Genomic DNA, 23,811 nt, shown 5'->3' on the forward strand with positions numbered 1-23,811 from the left:
AACACCTCTGTTACTGTCGCCCGCCGGGGTAGCGAAACTTCAGAAACTTTTGCGCGTAGCTTAGAATCTGAAAGGCTTCTTTTAAGGTCTTACGCTCAAACGCAGAGAGTTCTTCAGGTTTAACTTTGTTATCCGCCACTCTGCCCGCTTGTATCGCTTTGGCTTGCTGACGAATTCGTACCATAGCTATCAGCTCCAGCGCATCTAGCAAGTCATCCGCCCTGCCCTTAGGTAATATGCCCGCCGCTTTGACTGCCACTAATCGCTCATAGGTGTTTGTAGCAGCGCAGCCAATAGAGAGAGCATGGACCCGGACCAAATCAGCCAAGGGTGCTGTGCCTCTGCGCTTAATGTCCAGTGAGTTATTTTGCTGGCCATCATTTTCCAGCACAAAATCCTTAAAGAAACCTAAAGGTGGCGTCCGGCTGATGGCATTTCTGGCCATACAGGCTAAAAAATCCGGATTGGCTTTGACCTGGCGTCTGATTTGCTGATTTAGTTGGTCGGCCCAGCGAACCTGTCCCCAGACTCCTTCTAAATCAAAAAATATACCGCTGTTGAGCAATCGCTGCGCATCAGGTCTTTCTATCCAGTCGGTGAAATACTGCTGCCAGACCCGCAGCGGCTGTCGCCATTGACTGTTGGTCGCCATAATATCGCCACTGCAGTAGCTGTAACCACAAGCGGCCAGACCATCACAAACAAACTGCGCCAGCGCAGCAAAATAATCCTGATGTAGCTCTGGGTCATAATCATTATGCAGCACTAAGGCGTTGTCCTGGTCCGTTACTATCAGCTGTTCATCCCGTGCCATAGAGCCCAACGCCAGAAAACAATAAGGCACAGGTGGTGGTCCCAATTGTTGCTCTGCCAGCTCAAGTAAACGTTGTTTAAAGCTACGACCTGTTACCGCCATAGCAGCGCCAATCATTCTGGAGTTGGCATCTTCATTGACCATACGGACAAAACAGGAGGCTAATTCAGTGCTCAGGCTTTGCAATTCAGCTACAGTCTGCTGGCGGAAAATGCTGCTGACAATGTACAGGCTGTTTTGTGACTCATAGCGGATCACATCGGCGATAGTGATAATGCCAAGTACCTTGCCGCCAGCCAATACAGGTAAATGATGCACATTGTGGCGCAGCATCACTAACATGGCCTCAAATACAAACTGCTGTGACTCAATACACACCAGCTCTGTCGTCATAATGCCGGATACAGGCTGCTGATAATCAAGGCCTGCAGCTATCAGTCGGTTACGTAAATCCCGGTCTGTCACTATGCCAACCAAAGCCGCATCCACAGAGTCATCAGCGACAATCAACAAAGACGACACAGACTCTTGCTGCATCAACTGGGCAGCCTGCTGCGCCGTGGCATCTGAGGCTAAAGTCACAGCAGGCCTGCTAATCAACTGCCGCACCTCAGAGCTCATTAAATCATTATTGCTTTTGTCGGCTAACACCCCGCCTTTTTTTCGTTGGGTATCGCCTATTTCCACATAGTCGGCAAACACTTCATCAGATTGATACAGCAGGTCAAAACACTCAGCGGGAATAAAATAGATCAGGCTATCTTCGATAGCCGTCGCAGGAAAAATCACGGTTTTGTCGCGCAATAAGCCTTGCTCTGCAAAAATACCGCCTTCACTGAGTCTGTTGTACAACACGCCGTTGCGTCTGTAGGTTTCAACGGCACCGCTACGCACCAGATGCAAAGCTTGTAGCGGTTCACCAAAACGCAAAATAGGCGTACCGGCTTTAAAATAGCCAATATCCACCTGCATCGCAGTGTGCCGCAATAAATCATCCGGCAACTCTTTAAAAGGGCTAAAGCGTTTTAAAAAATTCAGGATTTCTAGTTGTTCTATCTGCATCCGCTTGCCTTAAAAACTTCAATGGGGAGGCTTAGCTCTCCCCCTTATTTAGTTGTTAACCACGAGGTTCTGATCTCAGCCCTATCACAACAGACACACAAGAGGCTAATAACACCAGAGCAAAAGGAAAGCCGGTCGATACCGCCATGGCTTGTAAGGCCACTAAACCGCCTCCCAGCACCAGTGCGATAGCGACCAGTCCTTCGAAGGTACACCAGAACACGCGCTGCGCTACCGGGACATCCACTTTGCCGCCTGCCGCTATGGTATCTATCACCAGTGAACCAGAATCAGAGGAGGTGACAAAAAACACCACCACCAGCACTATGGCAATAAAGGAGGTGATATTAGCCAGCGGCAACGCCTGCAGCATCTGGAACAATTGCAGTGGCAATTCAGCCGACGCTGCGGCCTGATAACTGTCTTGTACCACTTGATGGATAGCGGTAGAACCAAACACAGTCATCCACAGCACACAAGCAAAGGAAGGCACCAGCAGCACTGAAATTAAAAACTCACGCACTGTACGGCCTCTGGATACACGGGCAATAAACATGCCGACAAAAGGCGACCAGCTGATCCACCAGGCCCAATAAAAGGCAGTCCAGCCTTGCAAGAAGTTGGTGTCTTCGCGTCCGACCGGGTTGGCCAGCGCAGGTAAATACTGCAAATAAGCCCCCAGGTTATCCAGCACACCACTTAAAATCACTAGCGTTGGCCCAAGCACAATCACCGCCAGCAATAACAAAGCAGCCAGTGCCATATTGATTTCAGATAAACGTTTTACACCCGCATCCAGGCCTGCTACCACGGAGACTAACGCAATCAGAGTAATTACTACCACCAGCACTATCTGCGTGGTCTGGCCTTCTGGCACACCAAACAACAAGTGCAAACCGGCCGCAGCCTGAGCAGAACCTAAGCCCAGTGATGTTGCCAAACCAAATAAGGTGGCAAATACCGCAAGAATATCAATGCAATGGCCCGGCCAGCCCCAAACTCTTTCCCCTAACAACGGATAAAACACCGACCTGATGGTCAGTGGCAAACCTTTATTAAAAGAAAATAGTGCCAAGCCTAAGGCAAGAATGGCGTAAATAGCCCATGGATGCAGCGCCCAGTGGTAAATAGTAGCTGCCATACCCAAACGTGCCGCTTCGACCGAGTCGCCGGTAGCGCCAGCAAGTGGCGCCCAGTCGGTGCGGCTGCCATTTTCCAGGACAGGCCCGCTTAACGCGCTGCTAAAATGCGACAAAGGTTCTGACACGCCATAAAACATCAGCCCTATGCCCATACCGGCGGCAAATAACATCGAAAACCAGCCGACATAGCTGTAATCAGGTTTGGCTTCTGTTCCTCCCAGCCGGACTTTGCCCAAAGGCGACACAATTAGCGCCAGACAAAGCAGCACAAAAATATTAGCCGCACTGATAAAAAACCAGTCCAGATTGCTGGTCAGCCAGCCACGCATGGCAGAAAATACCGGCGCGGTCTGGTTTTGAAAGACTAAAGTAATCAACACAAAAGCCACAATGCTCAAGCCTGAAATCAAAAATACTCTGTTATGAATATCCAGACCAAAGGGGCCAAGCTTTACCAGTATATTGTCTTGCCCGACCTGGTAGTCGGTGTCGATGGCATTGACCTTGCCATCAGGGATCATTGGATCTTTTTGTTCGTTCATTCTGTACCTGCTGTAGTTTTAGTGTTCGCCTACACTGCTCCCCTTTTGAGTGAACAGTTATTGCGGGTTTCGCGGTTGAAATGTCAGGAAAAAGACCGGCTAAAAGTAATAGCCAATATTGATATTAAAGCGTTGTTCCTCCTCCACACTGTCGCCAGCCATGCTGCCGCCGACAAAAGGTTGGTTACGGGCATGCACATAGTCCACGTAAGTAAAAAGCGAACCTGCAGCAAGAGAAAAGCCTGTCACATTCATCAACGTAGTGCGGCTTTGATCGGATTTGTCGTACACCAGACTGTAGTTGTTATAAAACTGCACATCAGTTACAGGGCCCCATTGCACTGGCAAATCGTAAGCCAGATTGACTGTAGCTGATTTTGCTTCTGCTGCTATAGAGTCATAAAAACCATAAGCCCCTACAGCAATGCGCTCTATACCATCCACATCATACTGATACTGGCTATGTTGCAGTTGTAGCTGCCAGCGCTGATAACGGCTATTCAGATGTAAGGCATAGGCTTGGTAATCACCGGCATTACGCACACCATCGTGCAGCTTGCCGGACAAGACGGAAAAACCAAGTTCGGTAGTTAACTGACCTTGCGTCAGGTGATAACCAAAACGACTGACCAGGGTATTGGTTTCAGCAAGCGCCTGAATAGGTTCACCATAAATATCCTCGGCCGCTCCGCGAGCGCCCACTATATCGTAGGAATAGCGGTCGGTTTTATCTGAGACATAACCATCTATGCCACCGAGTTCATCATTTTTGAAAAAGCCGATATCCAGTTGCCACTGATCAGAAAGCTGGCGCTTAAACAGCAAGCCCAAATCGTGGTCGTCTTCTAAACCCAGGTAATAATTGCTGCTAAAAAAGTAGTTATTGGAGTTGTAAGGCCAGTTGCCAAAAGGCACCTGTGTAATCCCCAACTGGGCTTGCCACAGCTCGTCCAGTTGATAAGCCACATAAGCTTTTTTTACGACTGTCATGTAATCAAAAAAACGGATTTCGGCATTTAAACTGACATCCCCGACTGTACCGCGAAAATCCAAGCGCATTAGGTCGAAGTCAAAATCACCACCGCGATTTTTATTGCCTTCATCATAAGAGGTGTGACTGAAATTAGTGCGCACAGCGCCGCCAACTTCAATGCCATCTTTCGCTATTTCAGCGGCCGATTTTTCAGCTTCGGCTGCTGCTATGTCTTGCTGATCGTTGTCTTCAGCTTCTTGTTCAGATTTTTTGGTTAAACGGCTTTCCAAAGCCTCAACCTGGAGTTTTAGTTGCTGTAGCTGGGTCGCTAAATCCTGCTGCTCTGAGCGGTTTAAACTATCCGTTGCATACACAATAGAAGGACAGGCCGCTGTGATAGACAGAGCCAGAAGTGTGGGCTTGACCATTGAATAACCTTTGGTAAGTAGTGAGAAGAAATACCTAAGTACCAGCAACAGCGGAGTTGACTAAGCTGTTGTGTCTGTCCAGGACAAACATTACTTTGGGTATAGAACGCTTATCTAGGGTAACGCAGCACAAAGCTCAGGCCAAATTTGAACAGGAAAAACGGGATAAATGGGGAACTCAGCAGGATAGATGGCTAATTAGAGGATTATTGTTTATGGAAATTGCCCCATAAATTTTAAACAATTCAGCACTTTTGATGCTGTTCGCTGCAAAATATCGAGGGTCAGAGCCTAAGCTCTGACCCCGTTATGCTACAAACCCAATACGCCTTTACCCTGGTTAAAGATAATATCCACCGGGATATTAGCCGTAGTCAGTCGGGCTAAATCATCGGCTAATTGCTGTTTAATCACGCCTTTATCCGCCATCAAAGACGCTACACCTTCGTAGTTACCATCCCCTTGTAACGTCAGGATCAGTTGTGACAACGACGTCATCGCCTGTTTCATTTTGACGTAATCCACCTGATAGGTGCCATCGTCATTACGGACGAAAGCGCCCTGCTCGGCAAAATAGTTAAAACACACCATATTGGCTTTGCCGTGTGCGCTTGAAGCACCAAAACGTACTGAGCGGAAAATACCGGCCATAAAGGTGGTATAAAAATCTTCCATTTTGGCGTCAGGCAATAAACCCTGCTCTGACAACTGGGAAATCATATACAAGCCTAAAATATCGGCTTTGCCTTCTTCCAGCCCACCAGACAGCTCTTTTAAGCTCTGACGCACAGTACCTTTACCATTGATGGTGTTTTTAATACCTAAACCATGCGCCACTTCGTGGAACATCACGTTGTTAAAAAAGGCATCAAAAGTCACATGCTGGCGCTGCGAAGGCGCGATCAGTAAGTCGGCAATAGGCGACATAATATGTTCAAACTTGGCTTGCATCGCATTTTTTAACTGCAAACGGCGGGTGCCTTTTTCCAGTTGTACCTGCTCGTCGTTTGGCAGGTTAATAGCGATAGTTTTGCCACCTGAGTTGGAATGACCAGCGTAATAAATCACGTCATAAGCATTTAAGTCGGCATCCGATCCCGGGCTTTCAGTTTTGTATTGCTCAGGTACAGGCAGGCCTTTTTGCAATGCTGGCAAAGTGGCAGCGTATTTAGCCAAACGCTCACTCCAGGCTAAATCTTTCACCAGCACATAAGCTTCAAAGGCAGCACGGTAGCCGAATAATTGATCTTCATAGGTTTCAATAGGACCTATCACCAGATCGATAGGGTTGGTTTTCATCGCCATCCAGGCAAAGTCTGAGGCTTGGTACTTATCCGTCATTAAGGCTTCAGCGCGCATCGTCAAGTAGTTAGCGAAGTCTTTATCTTCCGATAAAGCCGCGGCTTGTTTTAATAAATCCGCTGCTGCTATCAATTCAGTTTTGTAGACTTGTGAATAAGGCACAGCCACTAATTTGCCGTCTTTGTCGCGCTGCACTATCGAATACAGGCCGTTTTTATCGGCAAAGTCGGCTTTTTCAAACTCTTCTTTGCTCATATCCGCAGGATAAAATTGCGCGCCTAAAGGCTTAGCGGCATACCCAGTTAAAAACACCTCATCGCCTTGTAATCTGTCCCATGGGCCATAGTTTACATCGGCAAAAGCTTTGGTTTTGGCATCGGTAATTTTGGCTAAAAAGCTTTGTTTATCTTCTGAAAAAGCCTGTTTCCAGAATAACTGATCCATGATTTCCGCCGCTTCAATTAATTTACCCAACATTTGTTTATGCTGTGCTGATACAGCGGATAAATCTGCCGTTAAATCTACAGTGCGGTAAATATCCAGGCGTTTTTCAAAGCCTGAAACTAAGGCTGTTGCTGATCCGGCAGGAGCAGCTTGCTCTGTGACTGCTGCAGTCTGTTGTTCTGCCTTCTGCTCTGGCGCTGGCTTACAGGCCGTTAAAGCCAAAGCGCCACCAAGGCTTAACGCCAGCATGATTTTGTTATAGTTCATCTGATGATCCCTAAAGTTGTTCATGGTCAGTCTTCGAGTTATCAAAGCTGAGTGTCAAAGCAAAAGGTAACACAGAGCCACTAGCAGACCCAAACCAAGACTCATTAAAAGGCTACAGTTTTTGTTCAGGCTCGATGTTAAATTAAAAGTTAAACCAGCAACCCCCAATCGTCATAAGCCGCTTTTGCCAATTGCTGCCTAAATTGTGGCGCTGCTATCTCAATTAAAGCTCTGGCCCGTTCGGTTAAACTACGTGCACGCAAATTCGCCACACCATATTCAGTCACCACATAATGCACATGGGCACGGGTGGTCACTACACCAGCACCTGGCGACAATAAAGAACTGATACGGGACACTGTGCCTCCAGCCGCTGTAGCCGGTAATGCAATCACCGAGCGGCCGCCTTCTGATAGAGCCGCACCACGAACGAAATCCATCTGACCACCTACGCCGGAATAAATGCGGGTGCCCAGTGAATCAGCACAGACCTGACCTGACAAATCGACCTGCAAGGCACTGTTTATAGCCATCACCTGCGGGTTTTACCGGATCACAGCGGTGTCGTTGGTGTAAGCCACATCCAAAAATACCACTTCCGGATTGTCATCGACAAAGTCGTATAAGGCCTGGCTGCCCATCGCAAAGGTCGTCACTATTTTGCCCGGATGTTTTTTCTTATTGTGATTGGTGAACACGCCTTTTTCCAGCAGGGGCAATACACCATCGGAAAACATCTCGGTATGGATCCCCAGATGCTGCCGGTCGCCAAGGCAAGCCAAAGTCGCATCCGGAATTGCGCCTATGCCCATCTGCAGGCAATCGCCGTCCCGAACTAAAGTCGCAACATGACGGCCTATTTGCGCTGTGATCGGATCCTGTGCCGCGGGCAGATGCAAAGGAATTTGACTTTCCAGTTCAACATAAGCAGCAAAGTCAGACAGATGCACAAAGGAGTCGCCGTGAGTGCGCGGCATATTTGGATTAATTTGCGCGATGATTTTTTTCGCCGATTGCAACGCCGCTATGGTCGCTTCCACTGAAATCCCCAGGCTGCACAAGCCATGTTTATCCGGTGGTGACACCTGAATAATGGCGGTATCAAGCTGTTGTTCGCCGCTTCGGAATAACTTAGGAATTTCCGACAAAAAAGCCGGCACATAATCGGCCAATCCCGCATTCACCGCGGGACGACTGGGGCGGCCAACAAAAAATACCCGCTGACGTAAATGCCCTTGTAGCTCAGGAGCTGCTAATACGTCGCTATGCTCGGTATGTAAACTAAGCAAAGTTAAATTCTGCTTATCAAGCGCAACTTTAGCCAGACTATTGAGCATTGCATAAGGGGTTGCGGCCATAGAGTGGCACCAAATAGTTTCATCATTTTGGATCAGTGAAAGTGCTTGTTCGGCTGAGTGGCAACGCATAAAAGTCCAATTTTAATTAAACACCAGATCAGGTTAAGCCTTTTTACAACCTTTGATTGTGACCAGGATCAAGTTCTGTTGCTGGCGACTAATGAAACAGCTCAATCAACAGCGCTATGCCCTGCCCGCCGCCAATACACATGGTGATAAGGCCATAACGCCCTGCGGTTCTTTGTAATTCTGCCAAAGCTTTCACCACCAATATGGCACCCGTCGCGCCAACCGGATGCCCTAAGGCTATAGCGCCACCGTTTGGATTTACTGTAGCAGGGTCAAAACCAAGAGTCTGACTGACCGCCATCGCTTGCGACGCAAAAGCCTCATTGGATTCAATCACATCAATATCACTCAGCGCTATACCCGTCTGTGTCAGTAGTTTCTGTACCGCAGGTATCGGCCCTAATCCCATCAAGGCAGGTTCAACACCGGCAAAACTATAACCAACGATGCGGGCCTGCGGCCTTGCACCAAGACGATTCGCCTCACGCAAACTGGTGAGCATCAAAGCTGCGGCACCGTCATTTAAACCTGAAGCATTGCCCGCTGTCACTAGTCCGTCTTTTTTAAACGCAGCTTTAAGAGTACTTAAGCTCTCGACCGTAGTCTGCGGCCTTAGGTGTTCATCCTTATCGATCCAAAGTTCAGACTGGCGCGATTGCACTAAAACCGGCGTAATTTGCTGGTCAAAACAACCTTGTTGCTGGGCATACGCAGCTCGGCGCTGGCTTTCTGCAGCAAAACTATCCAGCTCTGCCCGGCTAAAGCCATACTGAGTAGCAATAGTTTCGGCCGTCAGGCCCATATGACCAGTACCAAAGGGGTCGGACAAAATACCTAAAGTTAAATCTGTAACCGCAGCATGACCCAAGCGCAAGCCCTTACGCACCGCAGGCAACAAATAAGCGCCATTGCTCATACTCTCAGCGCCACCTGCTAAAGCGATTTGGCTCTGCCCCAACTGAATAAGCTGAGCAGCAGAAATCACAGCTTGCAGCGCCGAACCACATAAACGATTGACATTAAAAGCCGCGCTGCTGACAGGCATAGCAGAATTCAGCGCAATATGACGGGCCAGATAAGCATCTTCAGGACCTGTGGTAATAATATGACCAAAGACAGCATGATCGATTTGCGCAGCAGCCACACCACTGCGCTCTATGGCCGCTTTAGCTGCAGCAGTTCCCAGCTGTACAGGGCTTAAGGACGAAAGCGCACCAGCAAAACTACCAATAGCAGTGCGGGCACCAGCAAGAATAACCACATCAGATAATTGCATACTATCCCCGAAAACAGGCGGTAAATGGCCAGCTTATCTCAGTTTTGCCCGATCTCGCCACTTTGCTGCAAAATTGTCCCTTGTTGGATCGGACGACCTGTTCCATAGTGACTATTCAGAGCAGAGCGCTTACCAAGGAAGAAATGCAAAGAATGAACTACCACGGACATTTTACACTCTGGCGGGAAAATCAGCTGATAGTTGCAAAGGTATACGGTGCATGGAGCATGGATACTGCACAGGATTACGCCACTCAGTTAAAAGATCTGGCGCTATCCATGAATGGCCAACCATGGGCACGGGTGGTCTTTTTGGACCAGTGGCAACTAGGCACACCGGATTTTGAAAAAGTAATGAAAGATCTGATGAGCTGGTGTGTATCGCATCAGTTGAAGTATACAGCTTATGTTTTTCAGCCGAGCCACCTCAGGGAACATCAATTAGATAAAGTGATAAACCAAGCAAGCGACACGAGCCAAAAAAAGATATTCACCCATCAGCAAGACGCTTTAGACTGGCTAAACAGTGTCGGCTTTGCGTTGCCCAGCCTATCAAACTCAAAGTGTTAGCAACTTGCTGACCCTGCGTTGTGGCAATCAGCTGGGTTGTGAACCGCAATCTTTGACTCTTAAAAACGTCAGTTGCTTTATTGCAGAAAAAAGCCTGCAACCTTTCTGCCGCAGGCTTTGAAGCATCTTTAGCCGGATCACTCAGCTGATTTTAAACTTACCCACCAGATTAAAAAGTACGTCAGATAACTGCCGGATCTCCGCCGATAACTTATTGTTTTCTTTGGCTACATCACCAGCTGCGCTGGCCTGATCGTGCAATGCGTAGAGGTTCTTAGTGATCTCTTCCGATACCACAGCCTGCTCTTCTGTTGCTGCTGCAGTACGAATAGCCATATCGTTGACTTGCACTGAAGATTGCATAATCAGATGGAACACTTGCTCAGCCTGCCCAAAATTCTCTACAGTCAAATCGGCGTTTTGCTTACCGCTCGTGATGGCATGAGTCGACTCAGACACCCGGTTTTGTAACTGGACTATAATCTCCTGAATATGATTGGTACTTTGTTGGGTTCTTGACGCAAGAGTTCTCACTTCATCTGCCACCACCGCAAAACCGCGGCCCTGTTCGCCTGCACGAGCAGCCTCTATTGCCGCATTTAATGCCAGTAAATTGGTCTGCTCGGCAATACTACGGATCACTTCAAGTACAGAACTGATAGTGCCCGAACTTTTTTCCAAATCGGTGGAGAATCCCAAAGCAGCATCTACATCAGCAGTTAGTTTATCCATGCTGTGAGTCACTTTGGCCACAACCTCCAGACCAAGGCCTGCACTTTTACGAGCCTGGTCTGACTCCTGAGCTGTTTCTGTGGCTACTTGTGCCATTTCTTTATTGGCTAATGTCATCTCGTGCACAGCACTGACAATAGAATCAGAGGCAGTATTCAACGACGAGGTAATGGCATTGGTTTTTACTGCTGAATCAGACAACTGGGTAGTCAACTGACTAAGTTGCCGGGCCTGCTGCAAAATAGCCGCAATCATGTCGCATTGATTGGCAATAAAACTGTTGAACTGTACAGCCAAATCAGCAAATTCATCTTTACTGCTGATCTGAAGACGCGCCGTTAAGTCACCATCACCGCTCGCTATTTCACCAAGACGCTGAGTCAATGCATTAATTTGTCGGGTCAGATCGCGTGGGCCTTTATAACTAAACCAGCTGGAAATCAGCAACAATATGAAAGCAAAGCCGTATGTTATGTTGGTAAACCATTGTATTTGCGCATCTAACTTGGCTTGTTCCTGCTCTGACAGCTCCAGAGCAACTTCGCCTGCCAGATTCAGTATTTTCCTCAATTCTGCGAATTTGCCATCTTCCACTGATAACAACGAATTGAATTCAAGCTCAGTCTGCGCATCAAAAAGAACCACGGCGCTTTGCCGCCAGCTTTGATAATTCTGTTCAAAATCTGCAAATTTTACTGCGATCTCTGGATAGTCAGACAAAAATCCCAAATATTCGTTAAAACGCTGTTGGACCTGAAGTGCATTCTCATCAAAGTCTGCTTTTGCAGCATCCCCCTCTTTGGTATTACCGCTTTTTAAGATTGCCAAGGCTAACTTCGCCTGATACAAATCCCGGTCAGCATTGAGTACCGTAGATACGGCCGGCAAAAAATTTTCGTCCTCGATGCTCAATGCATGCCGCTGTAATGAATTGAGATAACTAAAAAGCGTGATCACAACAAGCACAGTGATCGCCATCAATAGGGTTGGAATACTGCTTTTCACGCGAATACTATTGAAGTTCATAGATTAAAGCTCCCAGCTTAGCATTTTTATCATTTATACCATAGGAAACACAATTTACATATCGTTTTTATCATTTTTAACTTTAAAACACAGAGTGGAGCAGATATAGGAACTGATACATGGAACCAGAGATTTATCAGCAAATTACTAGTAGCCTAAAGCCTGATTATGAATACTGCTCAGGTCTTTGGTATTGATTTAACTCAAGTAAAGGTCAAAGATATCAGAATGGAGTACATTTGCGACAAAGAGCAAAAGCCCCGGGATGACTGATACGACAGGGTGAATTTGCTCACCTGCCTTTTCGCATTTCTCTTTTCATTCTGGTAAAAGTAAATCTAATGGCTTAGGTCAATACAAGGGGACTCAAGAGCCACAGTGCATTCACTCTTGTATTAGAGCCTGTCCTCTGGCCCACAAGCCGGCAGTTTTTGCATCTCTTGCGCTGTGGCGCTGTCGTTACATTCGCCAATAATTCGCTCGTAACCATGCTCAAAACTGCTGTCGAGTTCAAAATAGCCTTCTTTGCAAAACTGTTTTGTTTCCATCAGTTCAGCCAGTTCGTCGTACAAAGGGCCTTCACCTGGTTCTTTGTCATAACGGTCTGCATTGACAGGCCGGGCTCGTCTTTGCATAGAGCGCTCCTCTGCCATACGCTGCATCATCACCTTTTGCTCTATCTGCATAGGACGACCTTTGCGATAACTGAATTGTTTGCTTTGATCCGGATGCACGCAGGCCTTAAACACTGCCCTCGCCTCAGAGCGCTGATGGGGAGTTGAAGAACATCCGGCAAGCAACATAACTACACTCACAAGAGCTACCCAATACTGTGGTTTCACCTGATAATTTTCCTTTTACTAAGCAGTTGAACTGCATGAACGCTTTAGATCTGGATTAACCAGACTCTGGCTAACCTGTTAGGTTCCTTGTAACACAAAATAACCCAGATGAGCAGTCAAAAAAACAGCCACCCGCAGGTGGCTGTCTCACTAGACGCAAGTCTGATTCAGACAGGAGTTAACCAAATAACCACCCCAATACAGCGTTAATCACCGAAATCACCCACTGTACTACCGCATTACCTTTGCTGTCTTTTACTTCAATAACGTAATGGACAGTAGTGCTGACGCCCAAAGAGTCTGTCGCTTTGATGCTGAATTTAAGTTCAGGCTGATGTTTAGCGTTCAGTTTCTTTTTCAGAGTCAGTTGCCCCTTGTTAAAGATCAGGTATTTGTTGCTGTCAATCAGCTCCAGGCTTTGAATACTGGCGTTGTTGCCTGTCGCTTCAGCCTTGACTGTCGCCAGCACAGTACCGGGACGAATACTGTCGGAAATCACAGCGGGTAACCCCTCTAAGCGAATCACAGGCAACTCAGGTAAATCATTCAGTTGCACTTCAATGCGGGCAGGTTCAGATACCAGACCTGTTTCAGTTTCTGCGGTCAATTCAAAACGCAGCACCTGACGGCTTTCAAAATCCAGTTCGGCGCCGGCTGCTACCACTAACTGGCCGTTGGCATTGACACTGAATAAGTCGGCCTGCTCACCTGATAACTGGTAACCGGTAATAGTTACCGCAGAGCTGGTCACAATCTGGCCTACCACAGTGCCAGCGGCGGCTTGCTCATCCAGCAGGAAAAACTGGTCTTGCACAACTGGCTTGGCAAAATACACCGACATCACCAAAGGATCGTGATCCGAAGAGCGGAACGGGCCTGGCGCATAGAAGTTGGCTTTGGCTACTTCAGATTTAAACTCTTCGTTGTAATCCAGGATCACAGGTTCATCAGCGTTGATAGCCCACTCAGTCACTTCAGCGACACGGTTTTTAATGTCACCTGTGGCAAACACATGATCCAGCGTGCCCGATTCGCCATTAAACAAGTAAGAGCTGACTTTATTGCCATGCACCTGCTGACTGACCTGCACATAACCTGAGTCATTCATCGCGCGGATTGGGTCTTCCTGCATATAGGCATTAAAGTCACCCACAATCACGCTATTGTCTGTTTCTATACCTGTTGGGTAACCGGCCAGCCAGTTGCCCATGGCTGTTGCAGCCTGCAGACGTAAACCATTCCAGCAGCCCTGACCATCACCTGAGTCGATGTTCGCCAGATCAGCTTTATTACTCGGGCAGCTGCCTTTGGATTTTAAGTGCACCACAGTCAAATTCAGCAGTTCACCGGATTGCTGCAGTTTAAAGCTCTGGCTGATTAAAGGTCTGTTGCCGTAATCAAAAGGAGCCGCATTGCCAATAGCGGCTGTGCCTGCCTGTACGACTTTGTCTTTGCGATAAATCATCGCAGAAGTGATTTCATCGGTGCCCACTTTAGCAACGCTAAAATCAACAAAAGCCCAGACATCAGCACCGGCTTTTGCATTTAAACCGCGCACTAAATCGGCAATGGCCGATTGCTCGGAAAAGCCGTCGTTTTCAATTTCCAGTAAACCGACCAAATCGGCGTTCATCGCCGAGATGGCGGCAATAATTTTGTCGCGTTGTTTGGCAAATTCAACAGCTGTAGAAGCACCGCGAGAGGTCGGGAAACCATTGCCTGCGCCATCACCATTGAAGTAGTTCAGCACATTGATGCTGGCTATACGATAATCGCCTTTGCTGATCGCAGGTTGTTCTGTACGTGGATTGCTGCTGACAAATACAGGTTCAGTTAATGGGTGAACCCGGTATTTACTGAAGCCGTAACCCAGCACTGCATCAAAAGGTAAAACTTCATCGCCAACCCGCACTGTATTGCTGGCGGATAAACCCGGAGCAGGATACAAAGTATCTTTATTTTGCAGGTTAGATCCGTCGTCCAGTACCAGTTTATTCAGGCTGTTGGCTGCCATCACAGCTTTAGCCGCATCACCCGGCAATGCAATTTGTGTCGGCTGATACAAACGCTCAGACGACAAGCCAAGCTCATTGTAACGGCCTAGACCATAGTTGTCTGTCACCACCAGAGGCTCTGCTAAACGCACTTTCATGCCTTCAAGGGCTTCAAATTGGCTTAAACTGGCGACAGGTAAAGTGACAGGTACCGCAGCTACAGCTTCACCTGCACCACAAGAGGTTAAATCTACCAGTTTTGCCAGTTGCGTCTGACCAAAAGACTCTTCAACCAAAGCACTAACCCGAACCTTGTCGCCGACTACTGCGGCTTTACCAGACAGGTTATCGTAGACAAACACAGCTTCAGAGGTGGTCGCATTCTGATCCTGATCGGCAGCTTCTTCCTGAATAAAGAAACCTTTTAAACCGGAGCTGTCCTGGAAACTGGCAGTCACTACGGCTTCGACTGACACAGTCTGACCTTTCAAAGGAGATACATCTGTCTCGCCCTGAATGGCGGAAATCAGCGTGGTTGAATCACCACATTGGCCATGCACATAAACAGGCTCTTGCGGTGTGCCTGAACCTGAACCCTTGTAGCTGCCAATGTCGCTGAAATCATCCTGTGCAAACTGATCGTATTGCAATGAAGGGTCAAATACATCAGTGGTTGTGATATCCCCTGTAGTGACTGACGCTTTGCGTCTTAAGCTTTTATCAATACTCGAAACACCACCGCTATTCCACGCACTGCCCGGATCGAAGCCGACCTGACCAAAAGAATCAATGACCTGATCGCCTTTGGACAACACCAGCGCATCATCACCGTTGTACCAGGATGAGCTATTGAGCAACTGGGCTTTGTCTTTCAGTGCAGCAACAGAATTACTGTTGGCAATCACATAGACAGCACCGGGTGCCAGATTGCCGGTTAAATTAATAGTGGTAGCGGCAGTCGTGTTGCCATTAAAAAACATCTGCAGTTTGTACTGGCTTAAATCAACAGTCTGACTGCCCAGATTCACCAGTTCTACGGCTTTGTTATTGGAAGACCCTTCAACATATTCGGAGATCAGTAATTCGGCGTGCAGTTGTGGACTGAGTGCCAGCGCAACGGCAACAGCACATAGGTTTTTTATGCTCATGGAGTTCACTTTTGAGTTATTTATAATTTTAACGGGTAAACATTAGAGGTTAATCATGTTACAGGCATATTAATAAACTAAGGGCTTTATTTAATCAATCGCAATATTTGCACCATTCAACTGAATTCAGCGGAGATCCATCGTTATTTTCAAACTTTTTTACGAAGCGGCGGAACAAAGCCGACTGTGCTTTTGTCTGAGCCTGTGCATGAGAACTCCTCCCGGAGTGAGAGAAGTAATTCACCACAAGGGAATATTATTAAAAAGCGCTACACAGGAGCTCAATCCATGATGATCAGTATCCGTAATCGTATTTTAGCTTTTTTAGATCTGGCCCACTGCCATTACAAAGTCGAAGGCAATACCATCACCACTTCTTCTGCGGTGCTGGCCTTTACTGCGGACCATTTGTCTATCAGGCGTGAAGGTAAACCTGAACGTTTAATGCCGTATGAAAAGCTGAATATGGATAAGATCTTGTTTTTACTGACCGCACAGGCGGACAAAACACCGACGCATTAGCGTTTGACTGGTTTTTTATCCCTGAACTGCCGTAGAAACAGAGGTTCTGCTGACTCCGTTGTTCTGATCCTACCGGAGTCAGCGCACAAGGATTTCATTGATTTGCTTTACCCAGCTTGGCAGAGTCAGTACAGGTTTTATCTCTCTGTAAATCAAAACTTTTATGCCAGAACCGCATCTTCAGTGGCTTGTCTGGGATTGAGCTGATGTTGAATAAACTGCTTCAACTGTGCCGCGGCCTGCTCTGGTATAGCCTGCAATAAAAAATGCGGTGCATCCAAACGGATCAGTTGCATATCAGGTTGCAACTGTAACAAGGCTTTCGCATTAAAAGCCCAAATCAACCAGTCTTGCCTTGCCTGCAAATACATCAGTGGCAAAGTTAAAGTCGCAAATTCTTTCAGCACATCCACCTGCAACACTTGTTTAGCCCTGTATTTAATTACCGGCTCTGACACCATAGTCAGGGCTTTTTCCAGCAACGCAGATAACTCTGCACTGGCATAACGCCCTTGTAACCACAAGGCTGTCCAATGATGAACCAGCTCGTTCCACGGCAGTTTGTCTACCGCATGAATTAAACCTTTGAACGCGGGTAAAGGATTGCGGCCAAACGTGGCACACAACACCAGGGCTGTTAAATTGTGTGGTTGCTCTGCAGCCAGCAAAATCCCTAAAGGTCCGGAAAAAGATTCAGCCAACACCACAAAAGGATGCTCCGGCAATTGCGGCCGGATAAAGTCAAGTAGCTCGGAGTAATCCAACAGCTGATCCAGAGGGTAAGCGATCACCTGAAGTTCATACTCAGGAGCTAACTGCTGCGCCAGTTGCTGATATAAAATCCCGGTTCCATCCAACCCAGGCAGCAACACTATGGTATGAGCCATGTTTATCTTCATCCGTCCATATCACCATTACCCGTCCTGCTGTTCAGTGTACTGTAGGCAGATGACAAAGTGCTGACAAAAAACGTCGCGTTTCGCTTAATAAATGGTTACCCGTCACTCTTGTGACAAAAGCGATGGCATTGATATGCGTGAGCCACTATCGTGAAGGCACCGCTTGATAAGGATTTATCCATACCAGATAGAAGAAAGTTACTGCACTGTCAAAGCGGTTAGCCGTATTAGTTTTGAGGTTCAATCAGGTCAGATTTTTGCTCTGTTAGGCCCGAGTGACAGGGAAATCCGCTCTTAATTCACAGGCAGATCGACTGAATAGGTCCCGACGCCAGGTAAAACAGTAATGAATACAAAGGCAATCAGCAAAAAGTGCAGCCAGCGGGGTCTATGAACCAGGCATTCGGATCTAGGGTAGAAAACCAAAAGGGTGTTTACTGATGAAAACCTTTTTGTTTGCGAGCGTGAAAGAATAAAAAACAAGCAACTGGTCTGGGAAGCTGTTGAAAACGTACTGAACTTCGTGTGACTGTTATACTCTTAGAACACAACCGGGTGCCACTGACCCGGTTCTAACACGAAGGATAGTTCGCATTTTGTTGTACAGGACTCTGGCCACTCTGGCTCTGTTTGCCGCCTCTGCCGCCGCAGCGCATCCCCAAATTGAACTCAAGGGCGTTTCGGGCTCCCTTGCAGATAATATTGAACTGTACCTAGACAGGCTGCCTGCAAAAAACAACCTGGGTTCCAGACGTTTTCAAACCAAAGTTATAGAGGATGTCAAACTCGCGGGTCGCGCCGTCGGTTATTACCGCATGAGCATCGAACCCAGTCTGGTCGGTAAGGAAAATAAACAAAAACTACGACTGACCATTACACCGGGCGAGGCTGTAAGGCTCAAATCAGTTAAAGTAGAGATTACTGGCGAAGCTGCCACAGACCCTGAATTTGGCAAATTAGTCAAACAGATAGGGCCAAAAGTGAATCACAGAGTGCATCATGGCCGCTATGAAGAAATCAAAAATCAGCTGAACTCGCTGGCGCTACGCCGGGGCTATTTTCAGGCGAAATTTGTCAAACAAGAACTATCCGTCGCCCCGCGCTTGCTTCAGGGCTTTATTCATATTCAGTTTGACTCAGGCCCACGTTATCACTTTGGTGAGGTGACATTCGAAGGCAGCCAAATTCGTGAGGAGCGCTTGCATTCCATGCTGCCGTTCAAACCCGGCGAGCATTATCAGTCCAGTCAACTGGGTGAACTCAACCAAAGTCTGGCTGAAACCAACTGGTTTCGCAGCATAGACGTCACAGTGGACGATCCGGAAACTGTTGATCAACATCTGGCGGTAAAGGTCAAGGTAGAGCCTCAGATCCGTAATATCGTAGAGACAGGTCTGGGTTACTCCACCGATCTGGGGCCTCGTATTAAACTGAATTGGAACAAGCCGTGGTTGAATGACAGAGGTCACAGTTTGTCGAGTAAAATGGCCTTGTCTGCTCCTGAACAAACAGTGGAAGTCGGGTATAAATGGCCGAAGAAAAACGTCACTGAGGATTTTTATAAACTCAATTTCGGTGTAAAAAATAAAGACTTAGAAGATACTCGCAGTCAGGAATACAATACCTCGCTGGAACGACACTGGCTGCTGGAGGATGCGTGGTACAGAACAGCGTCAATACGCTGGTTATATGAAGATTATGTGCAGGGCACAGACTCTGGCAGTGCAAATTTGATTATGCCGGGTATTAGTTTCAGCCGCAGTTGGGACAGTGGTGGCAGTATGCCCGCTGAAGCCAGTCGATATTTAATTGGCACTGAAGTTTCAGATCCGACCTGGGGCTCCGACAATAGTTTTGTCCGTGTGCGTAGTCGGGTTGGCTGGATAGGCTCTTTCTCCGATGATCAACGTTATCTGGTACGGGTAGATGCAGGTGCCGTATTAATGGAAGCCATCACCGAACTTCCACCTTCGTTACGTTTTTTTGCAGGTGGAGATAACAGTATTCGTGGTTACTCCTACGAATCAATCTCTCCAGTCGATACTGAAGGCAATTTGTTAGGAGCACGTTATCTGGCGACAGCCGCACTTGAATACCAGCACAGAGTGTCAGGTAACTGGTGGGCCGCAGCATTTTTTGACGCCGGTAGTGCCTGGAATGACAAAGCCGATATTTACCGTGGAGTAGGTTTAGGTGTGCGCTGGGCCTCCCCTGTTGGCCCTATTCGTATTGATATTGCATGGGGGTTGGATGTGCCCTCCGATCAGGCCCTGCAGTTGCATTTTAGTTTGGGGCCGGAATTATGAGTGTCAATGGCAGCGAAGAGCGCACTACCATGCCTGATGTAAAAAATGTCAGCTCAGCTTTTAGTTGGAAGAAACTCCTTTTAAGCTCCAGTTTAGTGCTGTTGCTCAGCCTGATTGTGCTGTTTTATACCAACAAACCTCTGCAACTGCTGAACCGTTTGTTACCGGACGACAGCCCGGTTCAAATAGCCCAAATCAGTGGCACGCTGGCCGAAGGTTTTACACTGACTGGACTGCAGTTTCAGCAGGACGGTGTAACACTTCAGATCAACAGCCTTGCAGCTAAAGTCAGCTGGTATTGTTTAGGCCGGTTTGAGATTTGTCTGGACAGCGCAACAGCAGAAGGTGTGAACCTGGTACTTAGTTCGTCTACCCTAGCAGAGACTGCACCAGAGCAAGCTGATACAGTACTGGAACTACCCCAAGTCCGTATTAAGCAACTGCAGATCACTGATTTGAGGGTGCAACAAGATGAACTGCAGCTTAGTCTGAATAGCCTGAACACAGAACTAAAATTTGGTGGTCAACAAATATCGCTGGGCGACACCTTACTGGACCAATTACAGCTGCACCTGCCAGAATCTTTAGCGCAAAACAGCACTTCAACCAGCACCACAAAAGCCAGCACCGCAACCAACACTGTGGCCTGGTGGCATTATCAGGTGCCACAACTGAAGCGCATTGAATTGCCGCTGTGGCTGAGTGTAAAAAAGCTCACATTACAGCGACCTGAAGTCACAGGTGCACAGCAACTTTCTGCAGAGCAGCTTAGTTTTTCACTGGAAGCGAACCCGGATCAGTTTGAACTCACCGAGTTTAAACTGACAGAGCTGCGGATAACTCAGCCGGATTTGCAAGACAACGCTATTAATGCGCAAGTACAACTGAGTCTGACCAATTCCACTCCCTTTGCATTGCAGGGCTTTGTCAAAGCACAAAGCTCTGGCTTAGTACTCAATAGCAGCATAGCCGGTTCGTTGGACCAATTGCAGCTAGGCCTTGAACTGACAGGCACTCAGCAAGCTACAGCCAAAGTGGAAGTGGCCCCTCTGACCGCAGGACTACCCATACAACTGCACTTAAAGGCCAGCAGCCTGCAGTGGCCACTGCAAGGCGAACCCTTATACAAAATGCAGCAACTGCTGCTTGATGCGGAAGGTTCATTAGCGGATTTGAAACTCACTTTGCAAAGCCAGCAACAAATTCCTCAATTGCCCGATAGTCAATTGCAGTTCAATGCACACTGGCAAGCCCCGGTGTTGAGCTGGTCTGCATTCACGCTAAATTCCGCGCTGGGCAATCTTAGCAGTACAGGTGCTTTGGATTTAACCAAAGAACTGGCGCTGGATGCAGCTCTGTCGCTTGATCAAATGCAGTTGGAGCCATGGCTAAAAGATTATCCGGGACAACTCAGTGGCGATATCAAACTCAAAGCCAGTTACCACCAGCAACAATGGCAGCTTGAACTGCCTACTTTGGCCATTCAGGGGCAAGTTCGGCAGCAACCGCTGTCTTTATCGGGTCAATTACAGGCCAAAGGCAAAGAGCTGACCGTTGAGCAATTAAGCAGTAAGACACTGGTGTTGCAGCATGGCGCCAATAAAATGACCGCTGAAGGCCAAGTGACAGACAAATGGCAAATGGCATTGTCTGTGGAGGCTCCCGATCTGGCAAGCTCCATTCAGGGCGCCCAGGGCAGCCTGATGGCCGGCGCCAAAGTCACAGGACCACAACAACACCCGGCTCTGGATATCAAGCTGCAGGGTGAGAAGCTGCGCTATAAAAAGCTAATGCGTCTGCAAAACATCAGCCTGAATGCATTGCTCAACAGCAATAATCTGGATCATCAGCTGGAACTGACCTTAGGTAAAGGCACGCTGTCCGGACAACCACTGAATTCAGCCCAGTTGCTGCTGACGGGCAATAAAAACAGCAGCGATTTGGTAATCCAGCTGGACGGCGCCGACTACAAAGCACAGCTACAGGCCGCAGCCACGGCAAAGCCTAAACAGCAGTGGCAAATAGAACTGCAACAAGCTCAATTGCAGACTCCTGTTGGCCATTGGGCTTTAACCGATATGATGCGAATGACGCTGGATTGGCCAAAACAACAACTCAGTGTGCCAGCTCATTGCTGGTCATCAGAGCCAGGTAGACTCTGCCTGGAAAAAGCCAGCAACATCAGCAGCAGCCAGGGTGACTTAGCGTTACGGTTGCAACAGTTTCAGCTGGCTTTGCTGGAACCTTTTATTGGCGAATCACAACGATTGACGGGCGAAGCCGATGCAAATCTGCAGTTGAGCTGGGGTAAAAAACAAGGTCTGAATGCAACAGTAAAATTAACAGGCACAGCGGGAAAATGGCAACAAACCGACGTCAATCCGCTGCAACTGCCGTGGCAAAGCTGGGATGCAGCACTGGTACTGACTCCCAAAAAGCTGTCCACGAATTGGCAAATGCAGTTTAGTGATGACCGTTCACTCAAAGGCTCAGCCTCCCTGCCCGACTTAACTGCAGCAGACAAAAAGCTGGAAGCAGAGCTGACGTTAACCCGACTGGATCTGAGTTTTTTACGCACCTTATTACCAGAACAAAGTGAATTCTTTGCCACTCTGGATGGCCAGGTCCGTGCCAGCGGAACTTTAGGTCGGCCTTTATTATCGGGGCAGATCAAAGTCAGTGAGATGAAACTGCAAGGTCATAATGCCCCGCTGGATATAGAGCAAGGCCATCTGCAGCTGGACTTTTTACAACAAAAAGCTCTGCTGAGCGCAGAGATCCAAAGTGGTGAAGGTAAAGCGCAATTATCAGGCTATGCTGACTGGTTTAATTTGGCCAACTATCAGGCTCGTTTAGCGTTAAGCGGGCAACAACTGCCGCTGAATCTACCGCAGGGCATAGTCTATATCAATCCAGAGATGACGGTACTGGCACAGAATCAAGTCGTTGCTGTGCAAGGTACGATTCAGATCCCCAGAGCCGATCTAGCCATAGACGACTTGCCACAAAATGCGGTACAAGTTTCGGATGATGAAATTCTGCTAAACAAGGAGCTGGAGGTAAGGCGTGGTGCTACAACCAGTGCAGTCAAACTAGTCACCGAAATGCGACTGATTCTGGGCGATCAGGTCAATTTGCAGGCTTTTGGTTTAAAGAGTCGGCTCAAAGGTCAGTTGTTGTTGAGCCAAAATGGTCCACAACAACGCTTAAAAGGCGAAGTGAATATTTTGGATGGAACCTTCCGCTCTTACGGCCAGGATTTGCTGATCCGTAAAGGCAAACTGATATTTAATGGTCCTGCCGATCAGCCATTTTTAAATATTGAGGCCATTCGCAACCCCTCTTCCACTGAAGATGATGTGATAGCAGGTATCAGAGTAAACGGTCCAGCCGATCAAGCTTCAGTGGTGATATTTTCTGAACCCTCCAAACCTCAGGCGAACGCTTTATCTTATCTGTTGATGGGCCGGGATTTGTCCGGCAGTGGTGATAGTAGAAGTAACCCTTTAACCAGTGGGTTGATAGGTCTGGGCATAGCTAACAGTAATGGCATGGTCAGTCAGTTAGGCAAAGCTTTTGGTTTTGAGCAATTCACACTCGATACAGCAGGCACAGGGGATGATTCTCAGGTTACCGTCAGCGGCTATTTATCACCCAAACTGCAATTAAAATATGGTGTCGGTATATTTAACTCTTTAGGTGAATTTACCTTAAGGTACGAGTTGATGAAGAACCTTTATCTGGAGGCCGTGCAAGGCCTGGATAGCGCAGTGGATGTTCTTTATAAGTTTGAATTTGATTAAAGCATTGGTACTGCGCGTCCGGTCCATAAATAAAAAAATGCCCGGCTAATAAGGCCGGGCCAGAACGTGGTCTTTGGATGGGCAAAGACTTCGGAGTTCGACAACAACAGCAGAACAGTTGTTGTCATAGGGTCACAACATGTAACACAACAATTACCCGCCTACGAAATCAAGCTGCCTTCCTGGCAGGGCGCAGACTTCCCACTTGATTACGAATTTTGCAAATGATAACAGTTCGCATTACTAAATTAATCATAACAGCTTTATTCCACACTGCAACTGTTTTTTTACTT

At 47.7% G+C, this 23,811-nt stretch carries 15 protein-coding genes; 4 read left to right on the forward strand and 11 right to left on the reverse strand.

Translation table 11 applies throughout. The features are described from left to right. Positions 1 to 10: 10 nt before the first annotated feature. From IEW88_RS17920 to bktB, 7 genes are all read right to left on the reverse strand, one after another. On the reverse strand, positions 11 to 1,876 hold the full coding sequence (locus IEW88_RS17920; protein WP_147905295.1) for a DUF294 nucleotidyltransferase-like domain-containing protein: 1,866 nt from the start codon (positions 1,874 to 1,876) through the stop codon (positions 11 to 13). Between the two features lie 55 nt (positions 1,877 to 1,931). Then, positions 1,932 to 3,560 carry a BCCT family transporter gene (locus tag IEW88_RS17925; RefSeq protein ID WP_147905294.1) on the reverse strand — a complete coding sequence of 543 codons (1,629 nt, stop codon included), beginning with the start codon at positions 3,558 to 3,560 and terminating at the stop codon, positions 1,932 to 1,934. 99 nt (positions 3,561 to 3,659) lie between these two features. Further along, complete coding sequence (locus IEW88_RS17930) at positions 3,660 to 4,961, reverse strand: putative porin (protein ID WP_147905293.1); 1,302 nt, start codon at positions 4,959 to 4,961, stop codon at positions 3,660 to 3,662. A gap of 312 nt (positions 4,962 to 5,273) precedes the next feature. After that, positions 5,274 to 6,974, reverse strand: a complete 1,701-nt coding sequence (locus IEW88_RS17935) for a DUF8614 domain-containing protein (RefSeq protein ID WP_147905292.1) — start codon at positions 6,972 to 6,974, stop codon at positions 5,274 to 5,276. A gap of 149 nt (positions 6,975 to 7,123) precedes the next feature. Next, entirely contained in the window at positions 7,124 to 7,507 is a 384-nt protein-coding gene (locus tag IEW88_RS18745) for an acetyl-CoA hydrolase/transferase C-terminal domain-containing protein (protein ID WP_229670607.1), read from the reverse strand. A gap of 12 nt (positions 7,508 to 7,519) precedes the next feature. Continuing rightward, the gene (locus IEW88_RS17940; protein WP_229670603.1) at positions 7,520 to 8,401 is read right to left on the reverse strand and encodes an acetyl-CoA hydrolase/transferase family protein; all 882 of its coding nucleotides are present in this window, start codon (positions 8,399 to 8,401) and stop codon (positions 7,520 to 7,522) included. Positions 8,402 to 8,489: 88 nt separating this feature from the next. Continuing rightward, complete coding sequence (gene bktB / locus IEW88_RS17945; protein WP_147905291.1) at positions 8,490 to 9,677, reverse strand: beta-ketothiolase BktB; 1,188 nt, start codon at positions 9,675 to 9,677, stop codon at positions 8,490 to 8,492. A gap of 143 nt (positions 9,678 to 9,820) precedes the next feature. Between bktB and IEW88_RS17950 the strand changes: the two genes are divergently transcribed. Further along, entirely contained in the window at positions 9,821 to 10,246 is a 426-nt protein-coding gene (locus IEW88_RS17950) for a hypothetical protein (RefSeq protein WP_147905290.1), read from the forward strand. A 141-nt stretch (positions 10,247 to 10,387) separates the two neighbouring features. On the opposite strand, the gene IEW88_RS17955 is transcribed toward IEW88_RS17950, so the two are convergent. The 3 genes from IEW88_RS17955 to IEW88_RS17965 all read right to left on the reverse strand — a co-directional run bounded on the left by IEW88_RS17955 (position 10,388) and on the right by IEW88_RS17965 (position 15,988). Beyond that, positions 10,388 to 12,004: a methyl-accepting chemotaxis protein gene (locus IEW88_RS17955; protein WP_147905289.1), complete on the reverse strand. Its 1,617-nt coding sequence runs from the start codon at positions 12,002 to 12,004 to the stop codon at positions 10,388 to 10,390. A gap of 395 nt (positions 12,005 to 12,399) precedes the next feature. After that, positions 12,400 to 12,753 carry a hypothetical protein gene (locus IEW88_RS17960; RefSeq protein ID WP_147905288.1) on the reverse strand — a complete coding sequence of 118 codons (354 nt, stop codon included), beginning with the start codon at positions 12,751 to 12,753 and terminating at the stop codon, positions 12,400 to 12,402. 271 nt (positions 12,754 to 13,024) lie between these two features. After that, positions 13,025 to 15,988: an ExeM/NucH family extracellular endonuclease gene (locus IEW88_RS17965; RefSeq protein WP_147905287.1), complete on the reverse strand. Its 2,964-nt coding sequence runs from the start codon at positions 15,986 to 15,988 to the stop codon at positions 13,025 to 13,027. 288 nt (positions 15,989 to 16,276) lie between these two features. Between IEW88_RS17965 and IEW88_RS17970 the strand changes: the two genes are divergently transcribed. After that, entirely contained in the window at positions 16,277 to 16,510 is a 234-nt protein-coding gene (locus IEW88_RS17970; protein ID WP_147905286.1) for a hypothetical protein, read from the forward strand. Positions 16,511 to 16,671: 161 nt separating this feature from the next. On the opposite strand, the gene IEW88_RS17975 is transcribed toward IEW88_RS17970, so the two are convergent. Further along, on the reverse strand, positions 16,672 to 17,409 hold the full coding sequence (locus tag IEW88_RS17975) for an alpha/beta fold hydrolase (protein ID WP_147905285.1): 738 nt from the start codon (positions 17,407 to 17,409) through the stop codon (positions 16,672 to 16,674). A gap of 596 nt (positions 17,410 to 18,005) precedes the next feature. On the opposite strand from IEW88_RS17975, the gene tamA reads away from it, so the two are divergent. Both tamA and tamB read left to right on the forward strand, forming a co-directional pair. Beyond that, the gene (gene tamA, locus IEW88_RS17980; protein ID WP_147905284.1) at positions 18,006 to 19,715 is read left to right on the forward strand and encodes an autotransporter assembly complex protein TamA; all 1,710 of its coding nucleotides are present in this window, start codon (positions 18,006 to 18,008) and stop codon (positions 19,713 to 19,715) included. Further along, complete coding sequence (gene tamB, locus IEW88_RS17985; RefSeq protein WP_147905283.1) at positions 19,712 to 23,518, forward strand: autotransporter assembly complex protein TamB; 3,807 nt, start codon at positions 19,712 to 19,714, stop codon at positions 23,516 to 23,518. Before tamA ends, tamB begins: the two co-directional genes overlap by 4 nt. Positions 23,519 to 23,811: the final 293 nt, after the last annotated feature.

It is taken from the genome of Rheinheimera tangshanensis, assembly GCF_014645135.1.
GTDB classification, from domain to species: Bacteria; Pseudomonadota; Gammaproteobacteria; order Enterobacterales; family Alteromonadaceae; genus Pararheinheimera; species Pararheinheimera tangshanensis.

What these genes read in the sequence shown, in the direction of transcription:
- IEW88_RS17955 (WP_147905289.1), bottom strand. Translation starts at nt 12,004, where the DNA reads ATGAACTTCAATAGTATTCGCGTGAAAAGCAGTATTCCAACCCTATTG.
- bktB (WP_147905291.1), bottom strand. Translation starts at nt 9,677, where the DNA reads ATGCAATTATCTGATGTGGTTATTCTTGCTGGTGCCCGCACTGCTATT.
- IEW88_RS18745 (WP_229670607.1), bottom strand. Translation starts at nt 7,507, where the DNA reads ATGGCTATAAACAGTGCCTTGCAGGTCGATTTGTCAGGTCAGGTCTGT.
- IEW88_RS17935 (WP_147905292.1), bottom strand. Translation starts at nt 6,974, where the DNA reads ATGAACTATAACAAAATCATGCTGGCGTTAAGCCTTGGTGGCGCTTTG.
- IEW88_RS17920 (WP_147905295.1), bottom strand. Translation starts at nt 1,876, where the DNA reads ATGCAGATAGAACAACTAGAAATCCTGAATTTTTTAAAACGCTTTAGC.
- IEW88_RS17965 (WP_147905287.1), bottom strand. Translation starts at nt 15,988, where the DNA reads ATGAGCATAAAAAACCTATGTGCTGTTGCCGTTGCGCTGGCACTCAGT.
- tamB (WP_147905283.1), top strand. Translation starts at nt 19,712, where the DNA reads ATGAGTGTCAATGGCAGCGAAGAGCGCACTACCATGCCTGATGTAAAA.
- IEW88_RS17975 (WP_147905285.1), bottom strand. Translation starts at nt 17,409, where the DNA reads ATGAAGATAAACATGGCTCATACCATAGTGTTGCTGCCTGGGTTGGAT.
- IEW88_RS17970 (WP_147905286.1), top strand. Translation starts at nt 16,277, where the DNA reads ATGATGATCAGTATCCGTAATCGTATTTTAGCTTTTTTAGATCTGGCC.
- IEW88_RS17950 (WP_147905290.1), top strand. Translation starts at nt 9,821, where the DNA reads ATGCAAAGAATGAACTACCACGGACATTTTACACTCTGGCGGGAAAAT.
- IEW88_RS17940 (WP_229670603.1), bottom strand. Translation starts at nt 8,401, where the DNA reads ATGCGTTGCCACTCAGCCGAACAAGCACTTTCACTGATCCAAAATGAT.
- IEW88_RS17925 (WP_147905294.1), bottom strand. Translation starts at nt 3,560, where the DNA reads ATGAACGAACAAAAAGATCCAATGATCCCTGATGGCAAGGTCAATGCC.
- IEW88_RS17930 (WP_147905293.1), bottom strand. Translation starts at nt 4,961, where the DNA reads ATGGTCAAGCCCACACTTCTGGCTCTGTCTATCACAGCGGCCTGTCCT.